This is a genomic window from Tsukamurella sp. 8F (assembly GCF_029167375.1).
GTDB lineage: Bacteria > Actinomycetota > Actinomycetes > Mycobacteriales > Mycobacteriaceae > Tsukamurella.
Genome location: NZ_JARFTP010000007.1, coordinates 1 through 22,604 on the forward strand (window position 1 = coordinate 1; position 22,604 = coordinate 22,604).

General features: G+C 68.8%; 17 protein-coding genes and 1 pseudogene. 4 read left to right on the forward strand and 14 right to left on the reverse strand.

The genetic code is table 11. The features are described 5' to 3' along the window. Positions 1-44: 44 nt before the first annotated feature. The 8 genes and pseudogenes from rpmA to P0W64_RS07330 all read right to left on the reverse strand — a co-directional run bounded on the left by rpmA (position 45) and on the right by P0W64_RS07330 (position 10,972). On the reverse strand, positions 45-308 hold the full coding sequence (rpmA, locus tag P0W64_RS07295) for a 50S ribosomal protein L27 (RefSeq protein ID WP_275479423.1): 264 nt from the start codon (positions 306-308) through the stop codon (positions 45-47). A 47-nt stretch (positions 309-355) separates the two neighbouring features. Further along, the gene (gene rplU, locus P0W64_RS07300; protein WP_275479424.1) at positions 356-667 is read right to left on the reverse strand and encodes a 50S ribosomal protein L21; all 312 of its coding nucleotides are present in this window, start codon (positions 665-667) and stop codon (positions 356-358) included. 194 nt (positions 668-861) lie between these two features. Continuing rightward, positions 862-4,030: pseudogene (locus tag P0W64_RS07305) on the reverse strand (translation initiation factor IF-2 N-terminal domain-containing protein). A 445-nt stretch (positions 4,031-4,475) separates the two neighbouring features. Then, positions 4,476-4,892, reverse strand: a complete 417-nt coding sequence (gene ndk / locus P0W64_RS07310) for a nucleoside-diphosphate kinase (protein WP_275479425.1) — start codon at positions 4,890-4,892, stop codon at positions 4,476-4,478. 18 nt (positions 4,893-4,910) lie between these two features. Beyond that, positions 4,911-5,309, reverse strand: coding sequence for a DUF4233 domain-containing protein (locus P0W64_RS07315; protein ID WP_275479426.1), 399 nt, complete (start codon positions 5,307-5,309; stop codon positions 4,911-4,913). After that, positions 5,306-6,772 carry a folylpolyglutamate synthase/dihydrofolate synthase family protein gene (locus tag P0W64_RS07320; protein ID WP_275479427.1) on the reverse strand — a complete coding sequence of 489 codons (1,467 nt, stop codon included), beginning with the start codon at positions 6,770-6,772 and terminating at the stop codon, positions 5,306-5,308. The genes P0W64_RS07315 and P0W64_RS07320 overlap by 4 nt, the downstream gene beginning before the upstream one ends. Further along, complete coding sequence (locus P0W64_RS07325; RefSeq protein ID WP_275479428.1) at positions 6,772-9,450, reverse strand: valine--tRNA ligase; 2,679 nt, start codon at positions 9,448-9,450, stop codon at positions 6,772-6,774. Before P0W64_RS07325 ends, P0W64_RS07320 begins: the two co-directional genes overlap by 1 nt. Before the next feature lie 52 nt (positions 9,451-9,502). Continuing rightward, on the reverse strand, positions 9,503-10,972 hold the full coding sequence (locus P0W64_RS07330; RefSeq protein WP_275479429.1) for a neutral zinc metallopeptidase: 1,470 nt from the start codon (positions 10,970-10,972) through the stop codon (positions 9,503-9,505). A gap of 73 nt (positions 10,973-11,045) precedes the next feature. Here P0W64_RS07330 and P0W64_RS07335 point away from each other — a divergent pair, with 73 nt between their 5' ends. From P0W64_RS07335 to P0W64_RS07345, 3 genes are all read left to right on the forward strand, one after another. After that, the gene (locus tag P0W64_RS07335) at positions 11,046-12,644 is read left to right on the forward strand and encodes a DUF2207 domain-containing protein (protein WP_275479430.1); all 1,599 of its coding nucleotides are present in this window, start codon (positions 11,046-11,048) and stop codon (positions 12,642-12,644) included. A gap of 53 nt (positions 12,645-12,697) precedes the next feature. Then, positions 12,698-13,432 carry an aminoglycoside 3'-phosphotransferase gene (locus P0W64_RS07340; protein ID WP_275479431.1) on the forward strand — a complete coding sequence of 245 codons (735 nt, stop codon included), beginning with the start codon at positions 12,698-12,700 and terminating at the stop codon, positions 13,430-13,432. A gap of 190 nt (positions 13,433-13,622) precedes the next feature. Next, the gene (locus P0W64_RS07345) at positions 13,623-14,876 is read left to right on the forward strand and encodes an SLC13 family permease (RefSeq protein ID WP_275479432.1); all 1,254 of its coding nucleotides are present in this window, start codon (positions 13,623-13,625) and stop codon (positions 14,874-14,876) included. A gap of 111 nt (positions 14,877-14,987) precedes the next feature. Here P0W64_RS07345 and clpX read toward each other — a convergent pair whose 3' ends face one another. The 4 genes from clpX to tig all read right to left on the reverse strand — a co-directional run bounded on the left by clpX (position 14,988) and on the right by tig (position 19,274). Beyond that, positions 14,988-16,268, reverse strand: coding sequence for an ATP-dependent Clp protease ATP-binding subunit ClpX (clpX, locus tag P0W64_RS07350; RefSeq protein ID WP_275479433.1), 1,281 nt, complete (start codon positions 16,266-16,268; stop codon positions 14,988-14,990). Between the two features lie 174 nt (positions 16,269-16,442). Continuing rightward, positions 16,443-17,081, reverse strand: a complete 639-nt coding sequence (locus tag P0W64_RS07355; RefSeq protein ID WP_275479434.1) for an ATP-dependent Clp protease proteolytic subunit — start codon at positions 17,079-17,081, stop codon at positions 16,443-16,445. 23 nt (positions 17,082-17,104) lie between these two features. Further along, positions 17,105-17,701 (reverse strand): ATP-dependent Clp protease proteolytic subunit, encoded by a 597-nt coding sequence (locus P0W64_RS07360; protein ID WP_275479435.1) that lies wholly within the window; start codon positions 17,699-17,701, stop codon positions 17,105-17,107. 184 nt (positions 17,702-17,885) lie between these two features. Beyond that, positions 17,886-19,274 (reverse strand): trigger factor, encoded by a 1,389-nt coding sequence (gene tig / locus P0W64_RS07365; RefSeq protein ID WP_275479436.1) that lies wholly within the window; start codon positions 19,272-19,274, stop codon positions 17,886-17,888. Between the two features lie 298 nt (positions 19,275-19,572). Between tig and P0W64_RS07370 the strand changes: the two genes are divergently transcribed. Further along, positions 19,573-19,953, forward strand: a complete 381-nt coding sequence (locus P0W64_RS07370) for a DUF1304 domain-containing protein (protein WP_275479437.1) — start codon at positions 19,573-19,575, stop codon at positions 19,951-19,953. Positions 19,954-19,961: 8 nt separating this feature from the next. Here the strand turns inward: P0W64_RS07370 and P0W64_RS07375 are convergent, their stop codons facing one another. Both P0W64_RS07375 and P0W64_RS07380 read right to left on the reverse strand, forming a co-directional pair. Next, entirely contained in the window at positions 19,962-20,714 is a 753-nt protein-coding gene (locus tag P0W64_RS07375; RefSeq protein ID WP_275479438.1) for an amino acid ABC transporter ATP-binding protein, read from the reverse strand. Between the two features lie 5 nt (positions 20,715-20,719). Then, the gene (locus P0W64_RS07380) at positions 20,720-22,534 is read right to left on the reverse strand and encodes an ABC transporter substrate-binding protein/permease (RefSeq protein ID WP_275479439.1); all 1,815 of its coding nucleotides are present in this window, start codon (positions 22,532-22,534) and stop codon (positions 20,720-20,722) included. Positions 22,535-22,604 lie beyond the last annotated feature (70 nt).

The following is a 22,604-nucleotide window of genomic DNA, read 5'->3' on the forward strand; positions in this document are numbered from 1 at the left end:
CCCCCCCCCCCCCCTTCGATGAAGCTGTTTCTGTGCTGCGGGGCTCAGGCCTCCACAGCCGCCGGCACGATGTTCACGGTCTTCTTGCCGCGCTTCGTGCCGAACTGCACCGCGCCCGCCTCGAGGGCGAACAAGGTGTCGTCGCCGCCGCGACCCACGCCCACTCCGGGGTGGAAGTGCGTGCCGCGCTGGCGGACGAGGATCTCGCCGGCGTTCACGGCCTGGCCGCCGAAGCGCTTCACACCCAGTCGCTGGGCGTTGGAATCACGACCGTTGCGCGAGCTGGACGCGCCCTTCTTGTGTGCCATCTGTCTCTACTCCTAGGGGATGTGAATTCCAGTGAACCGACGTGAGGTCAGGCGATGGCCGTGACCTTGAGCACGGTCAGCTTCTGCCTGTGCCCCTGGCGCTTGTGGTAACCGGTCTTGTTCTTGAACTTGTGGATGCGGATCTTCGGGCCCTTGACGTGCTCGACGACCTCACCCGTCACGGACACCTTCTGGAGAGCGGCGGCGTCGGTGGTCAGGTTCGCACCGTCGACCACGAGGGCCACGGGGAGCTGCACGGTGGCGCCGGGCTCGCCGTCGATCTTCTCGACCTTGACCAGGTCGCCGACGGCGACCTTGTACTGCTTGCCGCCGGTCTTGACGATCGCGTACGTTGCCATCGCGGGCTTACCTCTTCTTACATCTCGTAGTTCGGCGCGCGCCGGTGGGCGCAGGCCTTGTTTCACGCGGGGTTCCGGCGGTCGCGCCCCGCTGCCGGTCCGTCCCCCGCTCATGCGGCACCCGGACGCGCGGCACGCGCGACTGCATCGCCGAAAAGCGACCGTCCCAGGCTACGGGAACCCCGGGGCCAGGGTCAAACCGACTGCCCGGCCTCGTCGCCGGCCGCCGACTCCGCCCCCGCGGGACCAGCGGGACGGGCCGCTGCACGCCGCCGCGCGCGGCGCTTGGCCGGCTCGACGGCCACCTGCGGTGCGACCGGCGCCGCCTCTGGAGATGCCGGGCTGGCGGTACCCACGGGCACGACGATCGTCTGTGCCGACGCCGACGTGGTGGTCGGCGCCTTGCGCGCCACCCTCCGCCGACGATGCGGCTGTGCTGCCGCCTCCGTCACGTCGTCCTGTTCGGGCGCATCGGTCTTCGCGGTGTCGGTCTTCGCGGTGTCGGTCTTCGCGGTGTCGTCACCCGCTCGTGAGCTCTCCGGCTCCTCGGGTTGCCGAGCGTCGGGTGCCGTCTCAGCCTCAGCCTTCGCGGACTGCGCGCCGACCGACCCCTGTGCACCTGCACCACGGCGTGCCCGCCGACGCTCGCGACGCGGCGGCCCGTCGGACGACTCCTCCTGCGCGGCATCGGATCCTGCGGTGTCGACGCTTGCGGCCTCGTGCTCGGACTTCTCATCGTCCTCGTGGGAACTCGCTGCCATGGCGGCGAACATCGGGTGCGGGCCCTTGTGCGGCGGGGGCGTCGGCTCCTTCGAGCCGCCGCCGTTACCGTTGCCGCCGCCCCCCGCGGTGCCACCGTTGTCCTTGGAGCGCTTGCGCTTCCGCCGGCCACCGTCGGATCCGCCGCCCCGCTGACCGTCGTCTGATCCCCCGGTCTCGACCGGATCCTCGTGGATGATCAGGCCACGCCCCGCGCAGGTGGGGCACGTCGTGCTGAAAGCCTCGACCAGCCCCGTGCCGATCCGCTTGCGCGTCATCTGCACCAGGCCGAGCGACGTCACTTCCGACACCTGATGCCGGGTGCGGTCCCGGCCGAGCGACTCGGTGAGCCGTCGCAGGACCAGATCCCGGTTCGATTCGAGCACCATGTCGATGAAGTCGACGACGATCATGCCGCCGATGTCGCGTAGCCGCATCTGGCGCACGATCTCCTCGGCGGCCTCGAGGTTGTTACGGGTGACCGTCTCCTCGAGGTTTCCGCCGGAGCCCGTGAACTTGCCGGTGTTGACGTCGATGACCGTCATGGCCTCGGTGCGGTCGATCACCAGGGTTCCGCCGGACGGAAGCCAGACCTTGCGATCCAGTGCCTTCGCCAACTGCTCGTCTATGCGGTGCACTGCGAACACGTCGGGCGCGTCGGCATGCGCCTTCTCGAACCGCTCGACGCGCGGCATGAGATCGGATGCGACCCGCGACACGTATTTCTCGACGGTCTGCCAGGCGCGGTCGCCCTCGATGACCAGCTTGGAGAAGTCCTCGTTGAACAGATCGCGGACCACCTTGACCAGGAGGTCGGGCTCCTCGTAGAGGGCCCGCACACCCGAATGGCGGTCCTTCGAGGCCGCCTCGATCTCGGCCCACTGCTGCTGCAACCGGTCGACGTCGCGCGCCAGCTCATCGGCGCTCACGCCCTCGGACGCGGTCCGGATGATGACGCCCGCGTCCGACGGGACGATCTCCTTGAGGATGTCCTTCAGGCGCTTGCGCTCGGTGTCGGGAAGCTTGCGCGAGATGCCCGCCGACCCTCCGCCCGGCACGTACACCAGGAAGCGACCGGCCAGCGAGATCTGCGTGGTCAGCCGCGCGCCCTTGTGCCCGACGGGATCCTTCGACACCTGCACGAGCACCTGGTCGCCGGGCTTGAGCGCCTGCTCGATGCGTCGGGCGTTACCGTCCAGGCCGGCAGCGTCCCAGTTGACCTCACCCGCGTACAGCACGCCGTTCCGGCCGCGGCCGATGTCGACGAACGCCGCCTCCATCGAGGGCAACACGTTCTGCACGCGACCGAGGTAGATGTTGCCGACCATCGACGCCGACCCCGACGAGGTCACGAAGTGCTCGACCAGCACACCGTCCTCCAGCACGGCGACCTGCGTGTACTCGGTCGGGTGGTCGACGGGCTTGCCCTCACCGTCCACGACGACGCGCCCCGCGGAAGTGCGCTCCCGCACGACCATCACGCGGTCGACCGCCTCGCGACGCGCCAGGAACTCGGACTCCGTGAGGATCGGCGGTCGGCGGCGCACGGATTCGCGGCCGTCGCGACGGCGCTGGCGCTTCGCCTCGAGGCGCGTCGATCCGGAGATCCCGCGGACCTCGTCGCGTCGCGGCTTGGGCCGCGGCTCGCGCTCGTGCACGACCGTGTTCGGCGGATCGTCCGACGATCCCTCGCCGTCGCCGGCGCGACGACCCTTCGGTCACGTCCTCGACGTCACCATCGGAACTCGACTCCGAACCGGTGTCGCTCTCGTTCTCCGTCTTGTCGTCGTTCTCGTTCTTGTCGGTCTTGTCGCCCTTGTCGGCCTCAGACGCGGCGACTTCCGGCGACTCGCCCTTGCTGGACGATCCGTCCTCCTTGGACGGGCCGTCCTTCGTCGCCCGCGCGGAGCGATGCTCGCCGCCGGACTCGTCCTTCGAATCGTCGCTGTCGCTCTGCTCGCCTTCTCCGCGTCCGCGACCACGACCGCGGCGCCCGCGCCTTCGACGGCGACCCGAGCCGGCATCGTCGTCGTCCTGCCCCGAAGGCGACCCCTCTTCGCCCTCGCTCGGGGCCGCGGACTTCTCGGCGTCGCCCGCGCCCTTGTCGTCGTCCCGGTCATCGGCCTTCTTGCCGCCGGCCTTCTTCCGATCCTTCTCGGCCTCGGCAGGGCGCTCCTTACGGGGCGCCCGCTCGTCGGGGGACGGAGGCAGGAACAGCGGGGCCGAGGCGGCCGGAGCCGCGTCGGCCCGCGACGCAACGGGAGCGGGCACGTCGAGCGCGGAGAACAACGACGGCGCGGACTCTGCGGCTACGCCGTCCGCCGGCGCGTCCTTGGCGGTGTCGGCGGCGGCCGCCTCTTCCGTCTCGGGCTCCGCGGGCGGTACGTCGCCACCGGAGCGGACGATGTCGCGCACGCGCTCGGCGGCGCTTCGATCGATGCTGGAATGCGCGCTGCGCGCAACGAAGCCGAGCGATTCGAGGTGGGCGAGCACCTCTTTGCTGGTGATACCCAGCAGACGCGCGGCGGCGTGCACTCGCAGCTTCGGCGGGAACTCCTCCTGAGCGGGCTCCGCCTCCGGCTGTGAGCCGGTGCTGCTGTTCAGTTCTTCCTCAGGCGACTGGTTGTCGGCCACTCAAATCTCCTACCGACCCCCGGGCGCGACGTCTCACTCGTCGCGGCCGCGCGGGGGTCGCTTCTCCAGTTATGCGGTGGAACGGTCGCCCGCTCACCCTTGTCAAGGTCTCTCGCCTGACGTCCGCTCGCTGCCTTCTTCAGTGCGCCACTGGGGCGCGCCGGAGGTGGCATCGCGCGTGCGAACACGGCGGTCACCACGGGCCGTGAGTTACCGGCCGCGGGGGTTGCACCGGCGTACGGCGCAACGGGCCCAGTATCCCACACCCGTCCGGCGACGAGGTGCCGTGCCGCACACTCATCGGATCCCCCGCAGGTCCGCACGGTAGAACCGGGCGCGTCGTGGTCGCGAAAAGCGAAGGCCCGCACCAGGCTCGCGACGAGCCGGGCGCGGGCCTCGGGTTGGTTTCAGGGAATCAGACGGAGAGCTCGGGGAACCACAGCGCGATCTCGCGCGCGGCCGACTCGGGCGAGTCCGAGCCGTGTACCAGATTCTCCTGCGTCTCCAGGCCGAAGTCGCCCCGGATGCTCCCCGGCGCGGCCTTCTCGACGGGGTCGGTGCCACCCGCGAGCTGGCGCCAGGCGGCGACTGCTCGCGGCCCCTCGACCACGGCCGCGAGCACCGGCCCGGAGGTGATGAACTCCAGCAGCGAGCCGAAGAACGGCTTCCCCTCGTGCTCCGCATAGTGGCCCTTGGCCAGCTCGACGTCGACGTTCTTCAGCTCGACGGCGACCAGGCCGAGGCCCTTGCCCTCGATGCGCTTGACGATCTCTCCGACCAGGCCGCGGCGCACGCCGTCGGGCTTGATGAGAACCAGTGTCCGCTCAGTCACGCCGTACAGGGTAACCGGTCAGTCCAGCGGTTCCTGCCCCGGCAGGCGACCCGCGTCCATCCGCTTCTGGACGTCCCGGCGCAGATAGAAGAGGTAACCCCACACGACGGCGAACACGACCCCGACCATCCCGATACCGGGGTGGATGAACCAGCCTGCGATGAGCACGAGCTGCAGCAGGCAGAACGCGGTCAGCGCCCACGGCCTCCTGACCACCATGCAGCCCAGGAACAGCACTACCGCGAAGACCAGGACGTAGGCGACCTTGGCCGCCGTCAGGCCGTTCGAGAGCTTGAACACCACCGGAAGGGCGAGGAGGACGACGATGAGTTCGAGGATCAGGGTCGCGGACATGATGCCGCGGAAGCTCTTCCACGGGTCCTTGGCAGGCGGGCTGAACCGCGTCGGCGAGCTCACAGAGGTTCCTTTCCGAACAGGGTCCGTGCTACGCCGGCCGTCACCACCGAACCGGTGATCACGACGCCGGTTCCCGAGGTCGCCGCCGGGTCGCCGGATTCCGCATCCTCGTCCGCGAGGGCGACCGCGGTCTCGACGGCGTCCAGCATCGTCGGCGCTTCGACGACCCGGTCCTCGCCGAAGTACTCGCGTGCAAGATCCGCGAGTGCCTCGACCTCGAGCGCGCGGGGCGACCCGTTCTGGGTGACGACGACCGTGTCCATCACGGGTTCGAGTTCCGCCAGGATCCCGGCCGCATCCTTGTCACCTAGGACCGACAGCACTCCGACGAGGCGACGGAAGTCGAACTCGGACGTCAGCGTCTCGGCCAAGGCGCGCGCGCCGTGCGGATTGTGCGCGGCGTCGAGCAGCACCGTCGGGGCGCTGCGCACCCGTTCGAGGCGACCCGGCGACTCGGTCTTCGCGAAGCCCTCGCGGACGGTGTCCAGGTCGATCCGCCGGTCCGCGCCGGCGCCGAAGAACGCCTCGACCGCGGCCAGCGCCACGGCGGCGTTGTGCGCCTGGTGCGCGCCGTGCAGCGGCAGGAAGACCTCGTCGTACACGCCGCCGAGGCCCTGCAGGGTCAGGAGCTGGCCGCCCACGGCGACCCGCCGGTCGAGCACCGCGAACTCCGCGCCCTCGCGAGCCACAGCGGCGTCGGCCTCGACGGCCTGCCGCAACAAGACGTCCATCGCGGCGGGGTCCTGCTCGGCCAGGACGGCGACCGTGTCCTGTGGCACCAGCCGCTCGCGTGCCGGCTTGATGATCCCGGCCTTCTCCCCCGCGATCGTCGCGATATCCGTGCCGAGCATGTCCGTGTGGTCCAACCCGACCGGCATGACGACGGCGACCTCGCCCGTGATCACGTTGGTCGCGTCCCACCGCCCACCGAGCCCCACCTCGACGACGGCCACGTCGACCGGGGCCTCCGCGAACGCCACATAGGCCATCGCGGTGAGCACCTCGAACTTGCTCATCGCGGGGCCGCCCGCGGCGGCCGACTGCTGGTCCACGAGGTCGACGAACGGTTCGAGTTCGCGGTACGTGTCGATGTACGTGCGCGGGCTGATGGGTTTGCCGTCGATCGCTATCCGCTCGGTCGCAAGCTGCAGATGCGGGCTCGTGATGCGCCCGGTCCGCCGCGAGAACGCGGTGAGCAGCGAGTCGATCATCCGGGTCGTCGATGACTTGCCATTGGTCCCCGCTACGTGGATCGACGGATAGGCATCCTGCGGCGAGCCCAGGAGCTGCATGAGCGCGGAGATGCGCGTGAGCGACGGCTCGATCCTGGTCTCGGGCCAGCGCTCGTCCAGCGCGGCCTCGACGGCCCGCAGCTCGGCGAGATCGTCGGGGTCCGCGGCGTAGGCGGGGACGGCCGTCACCGCGTCGGGGCCGGACGCTCCCGCATCTGCCGAGTCGCTCATCACGCCCCGCCCAGGCCGGCGATACGCCCCGTGATCCGCTCGACCTCTGCCTCTGCGAGCTCGCGGCGTGCGCGGATCTTCGCGACGACGGGCTCCGGCGCCTTGGCGAGGAACGCCTCGTTACCGAGCTTGGCGCCGGTCTGGTCGAGTTCCTTCTGTGCGGCCTTGAGGTCCTTCTCCAGACGCGCTCGCTCCGCCACCAGATCGACCGTGCCGGACGTGTCGATCTCGACGTGGACGGTGCCGCCATCGAGTCGGATCTCCAGCGCCGCGGTCGCGGCGAAGTCGTCTTCGTCGGGGGTGAGGCGCGCGAGGCTGCGGACCGCGCCGGTCAGTGGCTCGAGCCCGGCACCGTCGACGCCCACCAGACGTGCGGCGACCCGCTGGCCCGGCTTGAGCTGCTGGTCGCTGCGGAATCGGCGGATCTCGGTGACGAGCCGCTGGAAGTCGGCGAACCGCGCAGCGACGTCCTCGTCCGACCCGATGCCCGCTGCCCACTCGGCCGACGGCCAGTTCGCCACGACCAGCGATTCGCCGCCGGTGAGTGCCTTCCACAGCACCTCGGTGACGAACGGCATCGCCGGATGCAGCATGCGCAGAACGATGTCGAGGCAATGCCCCAGCACGAGGCGGGTACGGTCGGCCTCGTCGGAACCCGCGTCGGCGAGCTGCAGCTTGGCGACCTCGAGGTACCAGTCGCACAGCTCGTCCCACGCGAAGTGGTACAGGGCCTCGCACGCCTTGCCCAGTTCGTGCGCCTCGAACGCGGCGTCGGCCTCGCCTTGTACCTGCGCCAGGCGACCCAGGATCCAGCGGTCGGCGACGGTGAGCGTCGTCGGGTCCGGCAGGTCGCCGACGCGCGCATTGCTCATCAGCGCGAGCTTCGTCGCGTTGAACAGCTTGGTCGCGAACTTCTTACTGCTCGCGGCGGCGTCCGCGCCCACGTTGAGGTCGGCGCCCGGGATGGTGCCACGAGCCAGGGTGAATCGCAGGGCGTCGGCGCCGTACTCGTCGACCCAATCGAGCGGGTCGATTCCGTTGCCTTTGGACTTGCTCATCTTGCGCCCGAACTCGTCCCGGACCAGACCGTGCAGCAGCAGCTCACGGAACGGCACCTGGCCGGGCGAGTTCTCGCCGCCGGCTACGTACGTGCCGAACATCATCATCCGGGCGACCCAGAAGAAGATGATGTCGTAGCCCGTGATCAGGGTGGTCGTCGGATAGAACGCGTCGAGGTCTTGGGTCTTGTCCGGCCAACCCATCGTCGAGAACGGAAAGAGTCCCGAGCTGAACCATGTGTCCAGGACGTCGGGATCCTGCTCGTAACCGTCCGGCGGCGCTTCGTCGGGGCCGCAGCAGATCATGTCCCGCTCCCCATCGGCACCGGCCGGGCCGTACCAGACGGGGATCCTGTGTCCCCACCACAGCTGACGCGAGATGCACCAGTCGTGCATGTCATCGACCCACGCGAAGTAGCGCGCGTCCATCTGTTCGGGGACGATCCGGGTGTCGCCGGACCGCACGGCCTGCGCGGCGGACTTCGCGATGGAATCGACCTTGACCCACCACTGCATGGACAGCCTCGGCTCGATCGGCTCGCCGCTGCGCTCGCTGTGGCCGACGCTGTGCCGGTAGGGACGGACCTCACTCACGATGCGCCCCTGCTCGGCGAGCGCGTCTCGGATCGCCTTGCGGGCCGCGAAGCGATCCATGCCGTCGAACTGCGTGCCGGTCCCGGCGATGTGGGCGGTCTCGTCCATGATCGTCGGCATGGGCAGGTCGTGCCGCTGGCCGATGGCGAAGTCGTTGGGATCGTGCGCCGGCGTGATCTTCACTGCGCCGGAACCGAATTCGGGATCGACGTAGTCATCGGCCACGACAGGGATGCGGCGCCCTGTGAACGGATGCTCCAGCGTCGTGCCGACCAGGTCGCGGTAGCGCGCGTCGTCGGGGTGCACCGCGATCGCGGTGTCTCCCAGCATCGTTTCCAAACGGGTTGTGGCACAAACGATGTGGGGCTCATCGTCGTTCATCGACCCGTACCGGAAGCTGACCAGCTCGCCGTCGACCTCCTTGTGGTCGACCTCGATGTCGCTGATCGCCGTCTGCAGCACGGGCGACCAGTTGACCAGGCGCTCCGCGCGGTAGATCAGGCCCTCGTCGTACATGCGCTTGAACACGGTCTGCACCGCGCGGGAGAGGCCCTCGTCCATGGTGAACCGCTCGCGAGACCAGTCGACTCCCGCGCCGATGCGCCGCATCTGGCCGGTGATGTTGCCATGCGATGCGTCCTTGAAGGCCCACGCGCGCTTCAGGAACTCTTCGCGCCCGATCTCTTTGCGGGTGGTGCCCTCGGCCGCGAGTTGCTTCTCGACGAGGCTCTGCGTGGCGATCCCGGCGTGGTCGGTGCCGGGCAGCCACAGCACCTCGTAGCCCTGCATCCGCTTGCGGCGGCACAGCGCATCGGAGATGGTCTGGTCCAGCGCGTGCCCGAGGTGCAGGCTGCCGGTCACGTTGGGTGGCGGGAGCACGATGGAGAACGCCGGCTTACTCGACGTGTTGTCCGCAGTGAAGTAGCCCGCATCGACCCAGCCCTGATAGATGGTCGCCTCCACCGCCGCCGGGTCCCAGGACTTGGGCAGGCGATCGGCGGGGCTGTTCGGGGTCGCAGAAGTCACCCGACGATTCTACTGGCCGGTGTCTCGGCGCCCCGTCCCCGGTGACGTCTTACTACGCGACATCCGCGGAGGATGCGGACCAGGTGTTGCACGATGCGACCCGCTGGTCCTTCCCACCGCGCTGCCACCAGCCCTGTGCGTGCGCGGAGGTACCGTGATCGCGGGGCGAACCCGGGTAGTCGCCGCGTTCCTGGTCGTCGTACGCGGTCGTGTAGTCCCCCTGCCCGAACCTGCCGCCGGTACCGACGATCGAGCCCACGAACAGACCCGAGAAGCACTGCGCCTGAAGCTCGGCGCGCCGCGAGAACTCGAGTCCCGCGGCGGTCCTGGCACCTACGGCACGCGCCTTGAGCTTCTCCGCCCGCAGGGTGCCCGTCACGTTCTGGACGTGGTGACCGAACTCGTGCGCGAACACCGCGATGTAGATGATCGGTTTGTCCCCGTAGTGGTCTACGTCGAGCCCCTTGGGCGGCATGTACAGCGTCTCGTTGCCCGAGCAGTAGAAGGCGGCGACGTTGCCCGACGCCAGGTTCTCGACGCCGCAGGGGGTGACCACCAGGTTGCCGGAAGGCACCACGACCTGCGGATCGTGGTAACCGAGGCCCACCGTAGCGAGCACCTCCTTCCACGCCTTGGCGAGACACGGGGTGATGCTGGCGAAGAACTTCTCCCCGGCCGCGGTATCGCTGGGCCAGCCGACCGGATCGCAACGCTGCCTCGGCAGCCCCAGTGTCGGCTGCGAGTACAGCGGATTCGCCGCAAGCGCGGCGTCACCCGTCGGCGTCGCACCGGGCACGGCCGTGGCCGCGGCGGTCGCGCTGCCGGGCCCGGGTAGGGGCGTCGACGGTGCTGAGATGGTCTCCTGACCCGCGCGTCCCAGTGCCACGACGACCGCCGCGACGAGCACGATGGAGATCACCGTCACGGCCGCGATGACGACGATGACCGGCGTCGCCACGCCGGCGCGGCGCGGCGCCGCCCACCCCATCGCGGCCTGCGGCGGCGGGTACGGCGCGATAGTGCGGGGCGCAGGCAGCACATAGCGGCCGTGATAGCCGCGCTGCGCCTGCCAGGCATGGGATTGCGGCTGCGGCACTCGCCACGGGCCCGGGGGTGCCGCGGAGTCGGGAGGTTGCATCTGCCGAGCGGGACCAGGCTGCGGGGCCCGCGACGGCCCGTGCTGCCAGGGCGCCTGCCGGTGGGGCCCCTGTAGCCGGGGCTGCGGCACCTGTCGCGGGCTCTGCCGACCGGGCTGCGGTGCCTGCCACTGCTGCGGGCGCGACTGTCGCGGTACAGGATTCGGCGGCACGGGATTCGACGGCACGGGATTCGACGGTGCGGGCCCCGGCGGCTGGGGATTCGGCGGCTGGCCGACCGGCGCGGAGTCGCGAGGCGCGGGGCGCCGGAAACCCGCGGCGATCCGGTAGCTTCCGGTCTCGCCACGCGCGGGGGCCGGCGCCGCCGCCCGGGGCGGGGGCACGCGGAAACCGCTCCCCTGGTGCCTGCCCTGCGGGCGATCCATCGCTCCCCCTCCCGTGAGCCCCCCGACGTCGAGCCCAGGATACGGACGCCGACCTCGAGCTACTGTACCGATCATGCGGGGTGGGACAGTCGGCCGTAATCATGGCCGCGTGATCGGGCTTCTGGCAGCGCTGACGCTCGTCTCGCTGCTCGCGCCTCCCGCCGCCACGGCCGCCGACGACGGAGTGACCCTCGACGTCGCTATGGAACTGAAGACGGACGGCTCCATGGGCATCACATCGACGATCACGGTCCCCGCAGGCGGCAGCGCAGTCGACGCCCTACCGTTGGATGTCCCGGTCGAAGGCAACCGGACGCAGCACTTCACGGTCGGAGACCTGCACACGCATGGCGGAGCTGAGGCCACCGTCGACGGCCGGACGCTGGCGGTGTCCGCGCCGGCCGGCCGCTCGACGGTGCGGTACAGCGTTCGCGGCAGCGTCGCCGACGGGACCGATCGGCAGCAGCTGACGTGGCCCCTCGTCGCCGGGTGGAACAGGCCCGTCAGCAGGCTGACGGCATCGTTCGCGTCGACGGGCACCCCCGACTCCCCCATCTGCGCGTACGGCCGCGTCGGCGAGCGGCGGTTGTGCACGCTGACGCAGACCAACGCGTCTGGCCAGGTCACTATGCAGAACGGGCGGCTCGACGCGGGCGCCGTCGCGGTCTTCACCACGCTGCTACCGGCCGGCACCGTGACGCCGACCGCCGAGTTCTCCACGGAGGTGCCGCCCGCCGCGCGGCCGGTCGTGCCCGCGTGGATCCTCGCCGCATGCGTCGTCGTCGGGGCGCTGCTCGCATCGACCGCGTACCTACGCCGCCGGGCGGACGAGGCGGTAGCGTCATCGAGTTCCCCGGCCGAGCTCGTGGTCCGGCAGGACGACCAGCTGGTGTTCGCCTCCCCCGACGGGGTACTGCCCGGCCACGTGGGCGTTGTGTCGGGCGGTGCCGTGCGCCCCTCCGACATCGGCGCGACGGTGCTCGACCTCGCTGTCCGCAACCACCTCTGGGTCGCCGAGCTTCCCGGCGACTTCCAGATCTCGCGGCGCGCGCCGCTCAGCGACGTGAGCCGCTATGAGCGGGCCGTCGTCGACGCCCTGCTGCCCGACGGGGCCGAGACGGTGCTCGCCTCCGAACTCGCGGGCGGTGCGCGGTCGATCCCGCTGCACGGCGCTGCCGACGAGATCCGGGCCGACGCCGTGACGCACGGGTGGGTGCGGAAACGGCGGCCTCTCGAACTCGCCGGCGGCGTCCTGGTCGCCTGCGGTCTGGTCGCCGCCGCCGTCCTCGCGCTGGTCGGGCCGCTGGGCGGCGCGTTCTACGCTGCAGCGGTCGCGGCCGTCGGCGCGGGTGTATGGGGCCACGGACGGCTGTTGCCCGCGCGGACGTCATCGGGCTCGCGGCTGGCGTCCGCGCTCACCGGCATGCGCGGGTACCTCGAATCCGGTGGCCTACTGCGCCTCGACGATGCGGACCGCGCGATGCTCATCGGCCGCGCCCTCCCGTACGCGCACGCGTCCGGCATCCTGCGCGGGTGGCTCACTACATGGGCACCCACCCAGCACGCGGTCGACTGGTACCGACCCTTGTCGCCGGAGGCTGGGCTAGCAGGTGTCGCGACGCTCGCGGCGCTACTCGACGGCATCGCAGCCACGACCGTCCGCGCGGACTGAGCAGGCGTGCACGATCGCATGTATCCGCACTCCCACCGAAGAGTCGGCAGCGCGTGACGTTCCCGTCTCCCGACGTGGCGATCCCGCCCACCGTCGCCGCCTGCGCCGGCGGCCGCACGGTGACACCGGTATGGCGAAACGAGCTGGGCGGCACAACATTCCGAATCGGTAACGACGAGTACCTGAAATGGCAGCCGATCCGGGCTCCGGGCGGGGCACAGCCGCACACCGACGCGGACCTACGCACCGAGGCCGAAAAGCTGCGCTGGGCGCGTTCCCACGGAGCCAGCGTGCCAGCGGTAGTGGGCTTCGGATCCACCGCGGACGCGGAGTGGCTACGAACCGCTGCGATTCGTGCCTCGTCCGCGGTGGACCCGCGCTGGGCCGCCGAACCGGTGACGGCTGCGCGATCGATCGGGCTCGGCCTGCGCCTGCTGCACGAGTTGACGCCCGTCGCCGATTGCCCGTTCTCATGGTCCGCCGACGAGCGGCTCGCACGCGCGACATCCCGCGATCTACCTGCTCCGCCTCCGATCGACCGACTCGTGGTGTGCCACGGGGACGCCTGCGCCCCCAACACCCTGCTCAGCGACGACGGCGGGTTCGCGGGCCACGTCGATCTGGGCGCGCTCGGAGTCGGTGACCGCTGGGCGGACATCGCGGTCGCCACGATGTCCCTGGCGTGGAACTATCCGACGGTGCACGAGGAGGCCCTACTCGACGCATACGGAGTCGATCCCGACCCGGAGCGCACAGCCTTCTACCGCGCGCTGTGGAACGCGACGTGAGCAGCAGGCCACGACCCGCCGTGATGCCTCGATTCCGGTCATCGCGGAGATTGCGGGCGAATCCGCGCATTGATACCTGATCCGGGCGATTCGCGCGTGAAATCCCTTACTGGACAATCCTTTACGAGACGCTGAGCTAGTTTGACATCCAGATGTCCTGCGTCGATATCCCTTACCCGGAGGAGCGCCCATGACGGCCGCCCAGAGCCTGTCCCTCATCTTGCTGGTCCTCGTCCTGGTGCTCGCGATCTGGCGGCGGATGAACATCGGCGTCCTCGCGCTGGCCGCAGCTCTACCCGTGCTGGCGGTGTCGGGGCTCGATCCGAAGACGATGTACGGGACGTTCCCCGGAGACATCTTCGTCCTGATCGCGGGCGTGTCCTTGATGTTCGCTCACCTCGAAAGGAGCGGCGCTCTAGCGCTTTTCGTCGACAAGGTGTACGCCGCGGTCGGTGATCGTCACGGGCTACTGCCATGGGCCGGATTCCTCATCGGTGCCGCGCTGTCCACGGCGGGCGCGTTCTCGACGGCGCCTATAGCCTTCCTAGTGCCGATCATCGCGCATGTCGGGGTGCGCTCCCGCCCGACCTTCCTGCTGTGCGAGCTCGCGGTCATCATCGGCGCCAACAGCGCGGGGCTGTCGCCGCTGAACCCGACCGGCGCGGTCGTCCGATCGGCCGCGACGAAGCTGGGGGTCACCTACTCGGGCTGGGGCCTGTGGGCGGTGTCGATGGTGGTCGCGGTCGTCGTGGTGGCCCTGCTCCAGGCCTTCACCGCCATGGCTCGCAGACGCGGCCGCCCGTTCGAGGCGACACCGGCTCCGGCCGCGGCGGAACATCACGACACGGGCGTGAACCCGTGGTACGCGGGCTGTTCGGGAATCGCCCTGCTCGCGTTCCTCCTGCTCGTGGTGCTCGCGAAGACGGACGTCGGCGTGACCTCCATGTGCCTCGCCGCGCTGCTCCAGATCGCGTTCCGCCCCGGCGAGCGCGCATTGCTGTCGCGGATACCGTGGCAGTCGATCCTGCTGCTCTGCGGCCTCCTCACGTACCTCGGGCTGATGCAGAAGATCGGGACCATGGACTCGATCGCCCACATCCTGCGGCACCTCGGCACGGGGGCGCTGCTGATCCTGGTGATCGCCTACCTGACCGCGCTGCTGTGCAACATCGAGAGCTCGACGCTCGGCGTGCTCGGGCTGATCATGCCGATCGCGTTCGGCACCTACGGCCATACCGGCATCGCGTTCTGGGTGGCCGCGGCGGTCGCGGTACCCGCGGCGCTCATGGTGATGAACCCCATCCACGTCGCCGGCACGCTGATCATCGGTAACAGTGCGATACAGGACCAGGACCGGCTCTTCAGGTGGTTGCTCACCCTAGCGGGCTGCCTCGCCCTCGTGACCCCGGGCCTACTCGCATTGGTCCCCATCGTGCTCGAGTAGCCGACGACTCGGTCGGGGCGGTGGCCGCCCGTACACGCCCATTCACACAAGCGAACGGCCCCCGACCCGGTCGGGGTCGGGGGCCGTTCGCCGGTCTCGGAACGGTGCGTATCAGGCGCTCTTCTCGCGGCGCTCATCGCGGGAGCGCTTGCGCGGTACCACCGTGGGGAGCACGTTGTCGCGCACCGTCTCGCCTGTGACGACGACCTTCGCTACGTCGTCGCGTGAGGGGATGTCGAACATGACGGGGTTCAGGACCTCTTCCATGATCGCGCGCAGACCGCGGGCACCGGTGCCGCGCAGAATCGCCTGATCCGCGATCGCCTCGAGCGCATCGTCGGCGAACTCCAGCTCCACGCCGTCCATCTCGAACAGGCGCGAGTACTGCTTGACGAGCGCGTTCTTCGGCTCCGACAGGATGGAGACCAGCGACTCCTTGTCCAGGTTGGACACCGAGGCGATGACGGGCAGGCGGCCGATGAACTCGGGGATCAGGCCGAACTTGATCAGGTCCTCGGGCAGCACCTCGGCGAAGTGATCGATGGTGTCGACCTCCTTCTTGGAGCGCACCTCGGTGCCGAAGCCGATGCCGCGCTTGCCTACGCGGTCGGAGATGATCTTCTCCAGACCGGCGAACGCGCCGGCCACGATGAACAGAACGTTCGTCGTGTCGATCTGGATGAACTCCTGATGCGGGTGCTTGCGGCCACCCTGCGGGGGCACCGAGGCCTGGGTCCCCTCGAGGATCTTCAGCAGCGCCTGCTGCACGCCCTCCCCGGAGACGTCACGCGTGATCGACGGGTTCTCGCTCTTGCGAGCGATCTTGTCGACCTCGTCGATGTAGATGATGCCGGTCTCGGCGCGCTTGACGTCATAGTCCGCGGCCTGGATCAACTTGAGAAGGATGTTCTCGACGTCCTCACCGACGTACCCCGCCTCGGTGAGCGCCGTGGCGTCGGCGATCGCGAACGGCACGTTGAGCATCTTCGCGAGCGTCTGCGCCAAGTACGTCTTGCCGCAACCTGTCGGGCCCAGCATGAGGATGTTGGACTTCGCCAGCTCGACGGTCTCGCCGGTGCGCGCGTCCTTGCGCTCGCCGGCCTGGATCCGCTTGTAGTGGTTGTAGACGGCCACCGCGAGATTGCGCTTCGCGGAATCCTGCCCGATGACGTAGTTCTCCAGGAAGTCCCGGATCTCCATCGGCTTCGGCAACTCGTCGAGCTTGACCTCGCTGGATTCCGCGAGCTCCTCCTCGATGATCTCGTTGCAGAGGTCGATGCACTCGTCGCAGATGTACACGCCAGGACCAGCGATCAGCTTCTTGACCTGCTTCTGGCTCTTGCCGCAGAACGAGCATTTCAGCAGGTCTGCGCCGTCACCGATCCGTGCCATGTCCTGGTGTCCCTACTTCCTAACGTCAGGCGGGCCACGTGGGGATTCGCGGTGCCTGTTTACGACGGTACCCGCCGCTCCCTGCTGCGGCGACCGATATGAATAGCTTGCCGTCGGCCGTGCGGGCCGTCGCGCAACCCGCTCACGCGGCGTGTCGCGACGGCCCCATCGGCGTCAGTTCGTCGAGGCCTTCCGGTACGGGAAGACGGTGTCGACGATGCCGTACTCCTTAGCGGCCTCCGCAGTGAGGATGCGGTCGCGGTCGGTGTCCCGGGTGATCGTCTCCACCGACTGGCCGGTGTGCGAAGCCAGGATCTCGTCGAGTCGCTTACGGGCCCGCTCCATCTCGGCGGCCTGGATCTCGAGGTCGGAGACCTGGCCACGGTAGCTACCGCCCGTGCGCGGCTGGTGGATCAGCACCGTCGAGTTCGGCAGCGCGGCGCGCTTGCCCTTGGTGCCACCTGCCAGCAGGATCGCGGCCGCCGACGCCGCCGTGCCGAGCACGACGGTAGCGACGTCACAGTGGACGTACTGCATCGTGTCGTAGATGCCGAGCGCGTCGTACAGGCTGCCACCGGGCGAGTTGATGTAGATGGTGATGTCGCGGTCCGGATCCTGGGATTCGAGCACCAGGAGCTGGGCCATGACATCGTTCGCGGAGATCTCGTCGATCTGGTTCTTGAGGAAGATGATCCGCTCGTCGAACAGCTTCGCGTACGGGTTGGACACCCGCTCCCCGTTGGGCGTGCGCTCGATGAACTGCGGCAGGTCGTACCGGTTCTGTCCCGGCAGGCGGTCGTATGACTCGAACATGAGGGGTAAGTCCTTTCCTGCCGCTACTTGACGGCGCTCGCGCGACTGATGACGTGGTCCACGAAGCCGTACTCCTGGGCCTCCTCCGCGGTGAACCAGTTGTCGCGATCCGCGTCCTCCTCGATGCGCTCGAGGGGTTGCCCCGTGAACTGGGCGTTGAGCCTGTTCATCTCCTTCTTGGTCTTCGCGAACAGCTCCGCCTGGATCGCGATATCCGACGCCGTGCCGCCGATGCCGGCCGACGGCTGGTGCATCATGATCCGCGCGTGCGGCAGCGCGTAGCGCTTCCCGTTGGCGCCCGCGGCCAGAAGGAACTGCCCCATCGACGCCGCCAGGCCCATCGCGAAGGTCGCGATGTCGCACTCGACGAGCTGCATGGTGTCGAAGATCGCCATGCCCGCCGTGATGCTGCCACCCGGCGAGTTGATGTACATGTGGATGTCCTTGGTGGGATCCTCCGCCGACAACAGCAGGATCTGCGCGCACAGCTGGTTGGCGATATCGTCGTCCACCTGACTGCCGAGGAAGATGATGCGCTCCTGCAGCAGCCGGTTGTATACCGAGTCGTTGAGGTTCAGCCCTGCGGTCGTCGACCGCATCTGGGGGGTGTGCTTGGTCACAGCTTCCTGCCCTTCCTACCTGACAGCTCGTTCACGTCATCGACATTAACGAATGGGGCACGCCGGGAACTCCAGCCGGGCCCGACATCCACTGACAGCAGAAGCGGGCCGGTACCGACAGCACCGGGTGCGGATATGCCCGCGCCCCGCAACCGTCGTTCGGCTGCGGGGCGCGGCGTGCGTACTACTTGGACTCGGCGTCGGCGTCCGACTCGGCGGCGGCGTCCGCCTCGGCGTCGTCCGCCTCATCGCCCTCCGGCTCGAAGATCGCCTTGGTATCGACGGCGTTGCCGTCGGAATCCGTGACCTCGGCCTCGAGGACCACGTTCGCGAGGCCCTTACCGCGGCGGACCTCCTGGAACAGGCTAGGCAACTGGTTGGCCTGTTGGACCTGCTGGATGAACTCGCCCGGGTTCATTCCGTAGCGCTGGGCCTGGAACAGGATGTGCTCCTGCAGCTCGCCCTGATCGACCGACACATCCTCGGCGTCCGCGATCGCGTCGAGCAGTAGCTGTACGCGGACCTGCTTCTCGGCGGACTCGCGGGCCTGCGACTCGAACTCCTCGCGAGTGGTTCCCTGTGCCTCGAGCGCCTTCGCGAGCAGGTCGTCGTCGTGGTTCAGCTGGTGCACCACCTCGTGGATCTGCTCATCGGCCTGTGCCTGGACGACCTTCTCGGGCACGGGGATCTCGGTGAGCTCGAGCAGCTTCTCCAGCACGTTGTCGCGGATCTCCGACGCCTGGTTCATCTTCTTCGACTGCTCGACCCGCTCACGCAGATCGGCCTTCAGCTCGTCGACGGTGTCGAACTCGCTTGCGAGCTGGGCGAACTCGTCGTCGACCTCAGGCAGCTCGCGCTCCTTCACCGAGCCGACGGTTACCGAGACCACCGCCTCCTGGCCGGCGTCGGCGCCGGCCAGGAGGGTGGTGGTGAACTCCTTGGTCTCGCCCGACTTCACCCCGACGAGGGCCTCGTCCAGTCCGTCGATGAGCTGGCCGTTGCCCACCTCGTGCGACAGGCCCGTGGTCTTCGCGTCTTCGACGTCCTCGCCGTTCACCGTCGCCGAGAGGTCGATGGTGACGAAGTCGCCGTTCTCGACTGCGCGCTCGACGCCCTTGAGAGTGCCGAAGCGCTCGCGCAGGCCCTTGAGCTGCTCCTCGACGTCCTCGTCGGTGACCGTCAGCGCATCGACCGTGACCGCCACGTCGCCGTATGCGGGCAGCGCGATCTCAGGGCGCACGTCGACCTCGGCGGTGAACTCGAAGGTCTCACCGTACTCGAGCTTGGTCACATCGATCTCGGGCTGGCCCAGGGCCTTCACGCCGCCCTCGGTCACCGCCTCCGAGTACTTACCCGGCAGGGCGTCGTTGACGACCTGCGACAGCACCGCGTCACGCCCCACGCGAGCCTCGATCAGCTTCGCCGGGGCCTTCCCGCGACGGAAGCCCGGAATGTTGATCTGCTGCGCCAGCTGCTTGTACGCGCGGTCGAAATCCGGCTCGAGCTCGTCGAAGGGAACCTCGACGCTCAGACGGACGCGTGTCGGGCTCAGCTGCTCGACGGTGCTCTTCACTCACAACTCCTCGGGTAGACAGGGTGGATCACATCTGATCTGCGGCGGGATCCATCTGCAGGCACGGGACCGGTAGGCCCACGAGCGTCTGAGCCAGCCTACCGAACCCGGCAACCGCCGAGCCCCGCCGGGTCGGGGGCCGACTCGGCGCTCCGATACTCGGGTCGTTGTACGCCGTCGACGCGGATGTGCGCGTACCCACCGCGTAGTCCGGCTGGCGGCGCGCAGATGTGCGACCGATCGGTGGATTCGCGGACTCGCTGGATTCGCGGGGTCCGGACGGGAGAGGATCGACTGCATGATCGCTGTCGGGCTCGTGTTCGCCGCTGTTGCGGGACTGATCCACTGCTACATCTTCTATCTCGAAGCGCTGGTGTGGACGGCCGCCAAGGCGCGGGCGACGTTCGGCACCACGGAGCAGGAAGCGGACATCACGAGGCCCCTAGCGTTCAACCAGGGCTTCTACAACCTGTTCCTCGCGATCGTGGTCGCGGTAGGGATCGTGCTGGTTGCCGCGGGCCAACGAACGGCCGGGCTGACGGCACTCTTCGTGGCCACCGGCTCGATGGTGGCCGCCGGACTGGTCCTACTGCTGTCGGATCGGAGCAAGACCCGCCCGGCGCTGATCCAGCTGATGCCCCCGCTGGTCGGGCTCGTCGCGCTCGCCTCAGCCGCGTAGTCCGGCGGCTACAGCACCTGCGACAGGAACGTCCGTAGGCGCTCGGACTCGGCCGACTCGAACAGTGCCTCGGGCTTACCCGTCTCGACGACGGCGCCGCGGTCCATGAAGAGGACGTTATCGGACACGGTGCGCGCGAAGCCCATCTCGTGCGTCACGACGACCATCGTCATTCCCTGCGATGCCAGCTCGGTCATGAGCGCGAGCACCCCCTTGACCAGTTCGGGGTCGAGCGCAGACGTCGCCTCGTCGAAGAACATGACCTGCGGACGCATCGCAAGCGCCCGTGCGATCGCGACGCGCTGCTGCTGCCCACCCGACAGACTGCCGGGACGGGCATCGGCCTTGTGCACGAGCCCGACGACCTCGAGCTCCTCCAGGGCCAGGGCGCGCGCGGCATCCTTGTCCAGGCCGCGCAGCTTCTGCGGGCCGAGCGCGATGTTCTCGGCAACGGTCTTGTGCGGGAACAGGTTGAACTGCTGGAACACCATCCCGATGCGACGGCGCAGCTGATCCGGGTTGTCCTTCAACACCGAGCGGCCATCGAGCAGGATGTCGCCCTGGTCCGGCTCGTGCAGACGGTTGAGTACGCGCAGCAGAGTCGACTTGCCCGAACCGGACGGTCCGATCACGGTCGTCGTGGTCCCGGCGTCCACCTGGATGTCGACCCCGCGCAGCACGTGATGGTTGCCGAACGACAGATGCAGGTCGGTGCCCGTGAGCGAGACCGCCTCGCGGGTGTCGGCGATGGGTGCGGACATTGGCGTCATCCCTTCTTCACGCCGACGGCGGCGGCCGCAGGCGGCTCGGCCTCCGGTTCGACGGGACGTCCGGTGCGCAGGCGCCGGTCGATGTAGTTCACGAGGTGTGTCAGCGGGACCGTCAGTATCAGGTAGACGATGCCGGCCGCGACGAGCGGCGACAGGTTACCGGTCTGGGCATTGAGATCGCGGCCGACAGCGAACAGCTCACGCTGCGTGGCCAGCAGGCCCAGGAAGTAGATCAGTGAGCTGTCCTTGATCAGCACGATGAACTGGTTCATCAGGGCGGGCAGCACGCGCCTGACCCCTTGTGGCACAACGACCAACGACATCGACTGCCGGTAGCTGAAGCCGATGGCGCGAGACGCCTCGAGCTGTCCTGCCTCGACACTCTGGATACCCGAGCGGAAGATCTCGCCGATGTAGGCGGCGGCCAGCAGCCCGAGAGCTACCGCACCGAGCCAGTACGGGTTGTTCCCCGTGAGGCCCTTGACGACGGGGCCGACACCCAGGCCGATGATCAGGATCACGACGACGGCGGGCAGTCCACGGAAGATATCGGTGTAGACGCGCGCGGGCCAGCGCAGCCAGCGAGAGCGGGAGATGCCCGCGACGGCCAGCAGCAGCCCCAGGATCGTCCCGATGACCCCGGACACGACCGCGAGGATCAGCGTGTTCGGGAGGCCCGTCGCGAGCAGGTCCGGGAACGCGCGCTTGTAGAGGTCCCAGTTGAAGAACGTATCCGCGAGCTGACCGAGCGTGCCCTTGCGCGCCGTGGGCTCCTCCGTTCCGCCCTGCTGCTGCTTCTTCGCCGCGTTCTCCTTGGCGATAGCCGCGAAGTCGGGCAGCTTCGGCAGCGGCGCCGCTTTGCTGCCGGGCTTCCAGCCGTCGGGCAGCTGCCGCGGCTCCCAATCGGTGTAGAGCTTGGCGTACGTACCATCGGCGATGACCGCGTCGAGGCCCGAGTTCAGGGCCTCGATGAGCTTCGGGTTGTCCTTCGCGACAGCCCAGCCGACGTAGTTGTTCACGCTGAAGGTGTTCTCGGCGATCGTCGTACCGTCGCCCGGCTTCACCGCGCCCTCGGCCTGCGCCGACGGCGCGACCCACGCGTCGATCTGGCCCGACTTCAGATTGGCGTACGCGGTGGCGTAGTCGGGGAACTTCACGGCGTCGAGATGCAGTGTGTTGAGTACGTAGTCGTCCTGCACCGTGCCCTGGACGACGCCGATGCGGGTGCTCTTCGACAGATCCTTGAACGTCTTGACCTTGCCGCCGTCGGGCACGACCAGGGAGAAGTATCCGAAGTCGTAGCCGTTGGTGAAACCGACGGTCTTCCGGCGCTCGTCGGTGGTGGTGATCGACGACGAGCCCACGTCGAAACGGTGCGTCGCGACCTGCGACAGCAGACCGGAGAACTCGGTGCCGGAGAACTCGATCTTCAGGCCGAGCTTCGCAGCGATCGCCTTCAACAGGTCGTTGTCGAAGCCTGTGAACACGCCCTGGCCGTTGACGCAGATGCTGGGGCCGGCATCGGACAGGGTCCCGACGGAGATCACGCCGGGCTCGAGCAGGCCCAGCGCGTTCTTGTCGATCTTCTCCAGCGGAGTCACCGTGGGGGTCGTGTACCTGTCCTCGCCGCCCTGCTCCGCCGCGCCCAGATTCGTGGGCACGGCGGAAGCAGACGCGACGCCGGCGGGCCTGCAGTTGTCGGCGGGTGCGGCGGTGGCTCGCGGAGCGACACCACCCGCTACCGCCAGGAGCCCGAGAAGGGCCGCGGTCACCAACAGCGCGAGGCCGCGGACCGTTCTGAATGGAGTCACGGTGCAGAACAGTAACGACATATGTCCCGGTTTCGCGCAATTGGACTCAGGGCGGAGCGAAACCGGCCCC